The 2,978-nt window shown below is 61.0% G+C and carries 3 protein-coding genes; 2 read left to right on the top strand and 1 reads right to left on the bottom strand.

Annotated elements, in window-relative coordinates; genetic code table 11:
- Window positions 1–110: 110 nt before the first annotated feature.
- Both ACVZUB_RS15105 and ACVZUB_RS15100 read left to right on the top strand, forming a co-directional pair.
- Window positions 111–1,286: a lipase family protein gene (locus tag ACVZUB_RS15105; RefSeq protein WP_054827626.1), complete on the top strand. Its 1,176-nt coding sequence runs from the start codon at window positions 111–113 to the stop codon at window positions 1,284–1,286.
- A gap of 73 nt (window positions 1,287–1,359) precedes the next feature.
- Complete coding sequence (locus ACVZUB_RS15100; protein WP_003945009.1) at window positions 1,360–1,833, top strand: DUF5709 domain-containing protein; 474 nt, start codon at window positions 1,360–1,362, stop codon at window positions 1,831–1,833.
- On the opposite strand, the gene ACVZUB_RS15095 is transcribed toward ACVZUB_RS15100, so the two are convergent.
- On the bottom strand, window positions 1,822–2,871 hold the full coding sequence (locus ACVZUB_RS15095) for a GGDEF domain-containing protein (RefSeq protein WP_231915093.1): 1,050 nt from the start codon (window positions 2,869–2,871) through the stop codon (window positions 1,822–1,824). The two genes, ACVZUB_RS15100 and ACVZUB_RS15095, sit on opposite strands and share 12 nt — an antisense overlap.
- Window positions 2,872–2,978: the final 107 nt, after the last annotated feature.

Here is a 2,978-nt window from a genome sequence, read left to right as displayed (position 1 = left end):
ACCAGGTTCGACATGGGTATGAGTGAAACACACAGGGTGATGGACCCCGGGTGGGTCCGGACGAGGGGAAAACGTTGAAACTGCGAACCACACGCGTGTTTACCGGATCGATGCTGACTGCCGCTGCACTGACTGCCGCACTGCTCTCCGGGGGGACTGCACAGGCCGATCCCGCATATCCGGCACCGGACCCGGACCCGTTCTACTCGCAAGCAGCGGCTGAGGGGACCGCCGGCACGCCGATCTCCGTGCGCCGGGCCCCTGACCTGATGACCTTTCCCGGCGTCGCGATCTGGCAGGTCAGTTACAGGTCCACGAACTCCGAGAACAAGCCTATTGCCGCGGTCAGCACGATCCTGGTCCCGCCGAATCAAGCACAAGACGGCCCGTTGCTCTCGTATCAGCACATCGTCAATGCACTCGGTACGGGATGTGCGCCATCTCGCGCGCTTTACGCATCGGATCCCAACATCGTCATCCGTGAAGCGCCCATCCTCAACGTCGCGCTGCAACGTGGATGGACCATTGCCCTTCCCGACCATCTCGGACCCAACAGTGCGTACGGCGCCGCGCGCCTGGGCGGACAGATCACGCTCGACGGTATCCGCGCCGTTCAGAAAGTCCCCGAATTGCGTAGTGGCGCCAGCCCTGTAGGTATTGCCGGCTACTCCGGCGGCGGCATGGCCACCGCGTGGGCGGCCGCACTGGCCCCGAGCTACGCACCCGAGGTCAACCTTGTCGGTGTAGCCGAGGGCGGCGTCCCGATGAATCTGTCCAAGATGGCAAACGGCCTCGGACAGGATCCGCACCCGGCATTCGGCCTCGCCTTCGCCGCAGCAATGGGCCTCGAACGCGAGTATCCCGACCTACTGCCGCTGAGCAACCAACTCAACGACCTCGGACGGTCGATGCGGGCCGAACTCACCAACGCGTGCACCAACGACATCCTCAGGGTCGGTGCCGGGCGCAGTGCCTCTCAGGTGTCGACGTCGACATCCTTGCTGTCCAGCCCTGAAGTGCGAAAAGTGATGGACGACAACAGCGTCGAACTCTATCCGGGTGTGCCGACTGCCCCGGTGTTCGAATGGCACACACCCGACGACGTTCTGATCCCCATCGATTCGGTGGTCAACACGATTTCGCGGTACTGCGCCGCCGGAGCCACGATTCAATCCCAACTGTTCCCCAGCCCGGACCACCTCACCACTGCGGTCCTCGGTCTGCCCACCGCATTCGAGTACCTACAGGACCGATTCGACGGAGTGCCGGCCCCGCGTTCGTGCTGAATGTCTCCGGAGTGACGTATCGAGCAGGCGCGGCACATGGCCAACTCGGTGTGCCCGTGGCATCGTTGATCGTATGAGCGACACGGATGACACCGGCGCGGCCGGCAATGGCGATTACAGTCTCGATCCCGACGACCAGCTTCAACCTGAAGACACTCTGATCGATCGAGGCGTCGACGACATTCTCGACGAGGGAATCTCACCACCGGAACGCCCACTGGGACTTGATGCCCACGGGTTGACCGGCAGCGAGGAATCAGCGGGGGAGACCCTCGACGAGCGCCTGGCCGAAGAAGAACCCGATCCGTACGCGTCGCTCGGAGATCCTTTGAAGGATCCCGCCGATGCCGACGAATTCGAACGGGAAGAAGAATTCCCGAACGGTGACGAAGTGGGTAACCGTCGCGTCGGGCGTCTCGTTGCCGAAGACGAGGGCAGGTACGAGGACGAGGAAAGTGAACTCATTGCCGGAGACGTCGGAATCGACGGCGGCGCAGCGTCGGCAGAGGAAGCCGCGATGCATCTGATAGACGATTCAGAGGACTGAACGACCGCCTGACTGTTGTGGCTGTTGTAGCTGTTGATCGGTGAGAACGATGGAGTGGACGTGATTTCCACCCATTCTCTTGCTTTCGTACATCGCCGAATCGGCGAGGCGATGTAGATCGTGAACGCCACTTTCTGCTGCGTGTACGTCCGGCCAGGCGCCGTTGTGGATGGCTATGCCGATGCTGGTCGTCGAGATTGGTTCGCCTGTAGGGGAGTTCATGATGGGCGCGATCCGGGCCAGTAGATCGCCGACGTACGGCAACGGCATCATCTGAACGACGACGAACTCGTCACCGCCGATGCGCGCTATCGCCGCGTCCGATCTGGCCCAGTCGTGTAGTCGATAGGCCGTGCGCAGTATGACTCGGTCGCCGACGTCGTGACCGTAAGTGTCGTTGAAGTGTTTGAAATTGTCGATGTCGATCACCACCACCAGCAAGGACTGGTCGAGGCTGGATTTCGCTTGCAGTAGTTCGGAAGTCCGCCGTGCGAGTCCGCGCCGATTCAGCAGGTCCGTCAACGGATCGAGTTCTGAGCTTTGAGCGTCGTTGCTCAGGAGCGCCAGAGCAATCTGCGTGACCACCGGTATGACAGTGATGACAGGAATGGCAAAGGCAATGCGCCCCAGGACGTCTGGAAGGCCAGAAGGTACATCGGTGAACACGCCGATGCTGGCGACAACGATGACCGCCCCGGAAAACAGCAGGTGCCACAGCTGAGTTCGAAGATTGTGAAAGAAGGCTATGTACGAGCCGACGAGCCCGAAGACGAGACATCCAAGCAATCTCTGATCCGGATTCGCCTCAGCCAGCACGATCACCGCAACAGCGAAGTCCCCGGCAACTACGAAGAAATACGACCTTTCACGGGTGGTCGCTACGACAGGCAGGGCAATTCCGCCGATCATCACAAGCACTGCGACGACGACGTCCAACGGAAATCCGATGGTCTGTACCGAATGAGTGCCCAGTCGCTTCAGCAGAATCGTGATACCCAGGAGGAAAACCAATACGCCGATGCCTATCCGAGTCGGCATGAGAATTCCGTTGTCGCGCAAGAATCGCGTGAATCGGTCAAACTGGTCTGGCACTGCGAGCCAGCGATGCACGACCTTGGGTGTGTCGCTCATCGCGGCCACTGACC

Source organism: Rhodococcus sp. OS5, assembly GCF_056837585.1.
The sequence above is the reverse complement of the archived record's forward strand: the minus strand, read 5'-3'. Positions and strand labels throughout refer to the sequence as shown.

What these genes read in the sequence shown, in the direction of transcription:
- ACVZUB_RS15105 (WP_054827626.1), top strand. Translation starts at nt 111, where the DNA reads ATGCTGACTGCCGCTGCACTGACTGCCGCACTGCTCTCCGGGGGGACT.
- ACVZUB_RS15100 (WP_003945009.1), top strand. Translation starts at nt 1,360, where the DNA reads ATGAGCGACACGGATGACACCGGCGCGGCCGGCAATGGCGATTACAGT.
- ACVZUB_RS15095 (WP_231915093.1), bottom strand. Translation starts at nt 2,871, where the DNA reads ATGCCGACTCGGATAGGCATCGGCGTATTGGTTTTCCTCCTGGGTATC.